Source organism: uncultured Abyssibacter sp. (genome assembly GCF_964000955.1).
In the GTDB taxonomy this organism is placed as follows: domain Bacteria; phylum Pseudomonadota; class Gammaproteobacteria; order Nevskiales; family OUC007; genus Abyssibacter.
On sequence record NZ_CAXFCL010000127.1, the window covers coordinates 1 to 4,069 of the forward strand.

At 67.1% G+C, this 4,069-nt stretch carries 3 protein-coding genes; all 3 read right to left on the reverse strand.

Annotated features, from left to right (window positions below; all coding sequences use genetic code 11):
• On the reverse strand, positions 1–2,566 hold a 2,566-nt coding region (locus ABNS06_RS05860), incomplete at its 3' end, for a Calx-beta domain-containing protein (protein ID WP_348673179.1).
• Positions 2,567–2,884: 318 nt separating this feature from the next.
• Positions 2,885–3,313: an MAPEG family protein gene (locus ABNS06_RS05865; protein ID WP_348673180.1), complete on the reverse strand. Its 429-nt coding sequence runs from the start codon at positions 3,311–3,313 to the stop codon at positions 2,885–2,887.
• Positions 3,314–3,391: 78 nt separating this feature from the next.
• The gene (locus ABNS06_RS05870; RefSeq protein ID WP_348673181.1) at positions 3,392–3,904 is read right to left on the reverse strand and encodes an N-acetyltransferase; all 513 of its coding nucleotides are present in this window, start codon (positions 3,902–3,904) and stop codon (positions 3,392–3,394) included.
• Positions 3,905–4,069: the final 165 nt, after the last annotated feature.

Sequence of the window (4,069 nt, forward strand, 5' to 3'; positions counted from 1 at the left end):
AACCCGGCACCGAAGCCATGGTCAGACTGACTTCACCGGCCGCCTGACCGGACGGCGCCATGCCCAACGAACCGGACACCGCATACTCACGCGGCCGGCCCGAGGCACAGGCGGCCTCGCGACAATCCGTGGATTGCGCAAAGCGGTAGTTCAACGCGATGGCGGAGGCCGCGGTCAGTTCGCTGTCCACCAGTTCCAGCGTGAAGCCCTGCCAGTCGACGGCACCGGTCGGGAACGCCGTGCGACCGGAGCCCCCCATCATCTGCAAGCTGCCCGACAGCCCGTTCTCCGACAGATGCAGGGTTCCACCCGCCGCGTTGCGGAAGAACGTGCGGTTCTCCGCCCGCGCCTCGGGATTGACCCGCGGATCGGCACCCGAGTACGACCGGGCACCGGGATCGATCAGACCGCTGTACTGCACGGTCAGGCCGGCCGCGCTCAGTTCCCCGCCGCTGACCAGCAAGCCGAACGGCCATTGCTCGGACACCAGCACGGTCGGCGTCGGCGAATCCGCCTGGCCCAGCAATGCCAGACCCGGTACCGCCGCGATCGACAGTCCCGGCACCTGCACGCCCAGCGCGCCCGGCAGCCGCCAGAACGATCCGCTCGCATCCACCTGCCCGGTCTGCACGACGGGCTGCGGCGGCTCACCCATGGCCTGCGACTCCAGCAGCACGCAAACCGTGCCGCTGACGGCATAGCCTTCCGGCGGCGCGGCGGGATCGATTTCGTTCAGATCTACCGAGCCGGCGAGCAAATCGGTCAGCATGGCGCCGGTCAGTTCCAGGCTGCCCTCGCCGCAGGTCCCATCCGACAGCGTCACCGTGCCCGGCAACAGCGGCAGATCGCGGTCGCCAAAGCGGATGGTGTCGGACAGACGCAGCAGGCCCGGCGCCGCGGCGGCGAATGTCTGATCGATATCGGGCGGCAAGCTCAGACGGGCTTCCAGCGTCAGGGTCCAGCCCATGTCAGCCGCCTGCTCGACCAGCCCGGCGACATCCGGCGCCGCGAGGCTGATCAGCAACTGCGGCTGGGGATCGGCGGGCTCGGCCGCGGGCAGGACCGCATTGCCCGGAAAGGCGTAAGTGCCCAGCGGCGCACGATCGGTCTCGCTGCCGTTCGCCGTCGCTACCAGCGCATAGTCGATCGCATATTCACGCAGCCGCTGCGGACAGTTCGACGTGCTCTGGCAATCGCTGCGCAGCACGGTGCCGACACGCATCGCAAGCTCCGGCGCCGCGCCGATCAGGCCCTGCAAGGCCGGCACGGGATCGAGACAGGCGTCGGGTTCCAGCTCACTGGCGGCGCCAACCGAGACGAAGCAGGCGGATTCCAGCGTGATCGATTCCGGGCTTGGTCGCCGGTAGCCGGGATATTCGTCATCGGTGATCGAAACCGTGGCTGACGCCGTATTGATCGAGGTCGACGCGTCCACGGCGGTGATCTGCGCGGTGAAGGACTCGATGCCCTCGGCCACCGCATCGATCAGCACGGGAATCCGCACCAGTTCGCGGTCCAGACCGGCGTCGATGGTCACGCGCTGCGCCTCGGCGACGAAGTCGATGTCCTCGACGGCGGTGCCGGAGACGAAGTCCAGGTCCAGTTCCACCGGCTGCGACAAATCACCGTCGCGGCGGATGATGATCGTGACGTCACCGGCGGACTCGTAGGCCGCCGTGCCCACGACATGCACGCCGGGTGTCGGGAACAGGACGAAATCGCAGGTGATCGCGCAGGTCCATTGCAGACCGTCGTCGATCGCCACCTCCGGCAACTCCAGGGCCGGGCTTTCGTCGAGCTGCTCAACCAGTTCCGCCACCTGCAGCCCGTTGAACAGCGCGAACGCCGCCACCAGGTCGTCTTCCGGCACGCCGCCCTGGATCAGCCCGTTAAGCGCCGTCCACTCGGCCGGAAGGCGACCGGGATCGCGCGGCAGATCGAGCAGCCCCGCTGAGAACACCAGCAGACGCAGATTCGGATCGTCCAGATCCGCGCCGGCGGGGATTTGCGTCATGTCCAGCTTGGCGGGATCGGTATTGCCACCGAACCCCAGCGCCAGATTCACGTCCCGCTGGCCCTGCTCGATCAATTGCGGCATCAGCAGACCCTGCTGCTTCGCCAGCGCCCCGGCGCGCTCGGCGCCGAAATGGCTGAGGATGTTGATGTTCTGCTCGGCGTTGCCGGTGGCATGACGCATCGCCAGCAGCGGGTTGTCGAGCTGGACGATCTCGCCGGACAGCTCGTCCATGAAGCTGCCGCTGGCCTCCAGCGTGACCAGGGCGCCCTGCTGCACCGGCACGCGATAGCGCCCGCCGGATTCGATTTCCGCCTGCACCGGCTCCAGCGGCGTGCCGTTGGCGGTCTGCTGCCGGGCCAGCACCTGCAAGTCGGTGAAGACACCCTTCTGCACCACGCCGCTCAGCGTCACCATCGGCGGTTCGTCCGAAACGCCCGTCAGGTCGATCGTCGTCGGCTCGCTGTCGCAGGCCGCCACGGCCATCGCCATCACCACCACGCCGAACAGGCGAACAATGCCGCTGTTGCTGCCGAATCGTCCGCCCCGCATGCAGAACTCCCTTTGCCTCATCCGTCCGGCGAACCGACAGCCCCGGGATGATCAGTTCATCGATCAGCCGGGCACGGCACGCCACTCGTCCCCTATGCGCAAAGCGGATCTGGAAACGGACATGGCGGATGAAACATTTCGGGGCGCAGACCGACGAACGGTCGGCAAGGCGAACGGGAAACGGCACCGAACCGCTGCCTCAAGACAACCTCAGGCGAGCAGCGACCGTCCTCCCGGCGTGCGGGAAAAATTCGGGGTTACGAGACTGCGAGCGCGGGCGATGCCGCGCTTACATGACCCAAGGCTGGGCCAGGGCCCTCAGGCCCAGACCGCGATCCCGGCGCTGATGCAAAGGGCGATCAACGGCAGATTCGACAACGCGAACAAGGCGAAGCGGTACTCGATCTTGTTGACCAGCGCCTGCCAGAGACTGTGAATCACGCGGATGACGACGTAGGCCCAGGCCAGGTAGAGGTTGATGCCGTCGCCGGCGCCAATCACCGCGAGCGCCAACGCAACCGCGTAGAACACGGTCGGCTGTTCCATCAGGTGGTTGTAGTTGTCGGCCTTCCACCGGACCTTGGGCGGCAGCAGCGCCATCTGCTCGCCTCTGGGCGCGTCGGGGTCCATCTTCATCCTGGACGCGACGATCGCCGGAATCCGGGTGTAGTACATCCACGCCCACATCACCATCGACCACAGTGCCAGCGCCACCACGGGCGCCACGATTGCCTGAGCAGGTTCCATCCCGGTCCGTCTCCCTGTTGTTGTCGCCTGATCATACGGCCGAATCCTCGGCATGACACCGAGAGCGGACGGTTCTGATCAGGCCGTTGCCTCGAAGGCCTCGTGGTAGGCGACCTCCCCGCTCGGGAACGACGAGCCGAACGTGATCGCCTGAAAGTACTCGGGCGGAACGCCCGGCAGCACGAGCGTGGGCACCGGCTTGAAGCCGAATCGGGCGTAATACGCCGGATCGCCCAGCAGCACGCAGCCGCCCGCACCCAGCGCTCGCAACGCATCCAGCGCGTGATTCATGAGCGCGGCGCCGATGCCCCGCCCCTGCATGGCCGGCAATACCGAGATGGGGCCCAGTCCAAACCAGCCCTCGGCGCCATCGGAGATGGTCACCGGCGACACGGCGACATGACCGACGATCGCACCACCCTGCTCGGCCACCAGCGAGACCGTGAGCTGCCCGGCATCCCGCAGGGCCCGGACGATGAACTGCTCCGTATGGTCGGCATGCGGCGCATGACGGAAAGCGGCAACCGTCACCGTATCAATGGCCGCGATGTCGCCCGGCTCCTCGGCTCGAATCCGGGGCCGCTCATTCACGCAGGCGCCTCCGACAGGCACCAGTGCCAGGGCTCGTAGATGTAGCCGTAGGGGTTGTTCCGAGGGAACGACAGCGTGAATCCGTGCGCACCGGCGTGCTCCATGAGCCAGGCGAATGCGGGCGTTGCTTCAAACTCCGGCTCCAGCGGCATGACATTGCCGGTG

Excerpts from the sequence above, each read along its gene's own strand:
- ABNS06_RS05865 (WP_348673180.1), bottom strand. The coding sequence starts at position 3,313 with ATGGAACCTGCTCAGGCAATCGTGGCGCCCGTGGTGGCGCTGGCACTG.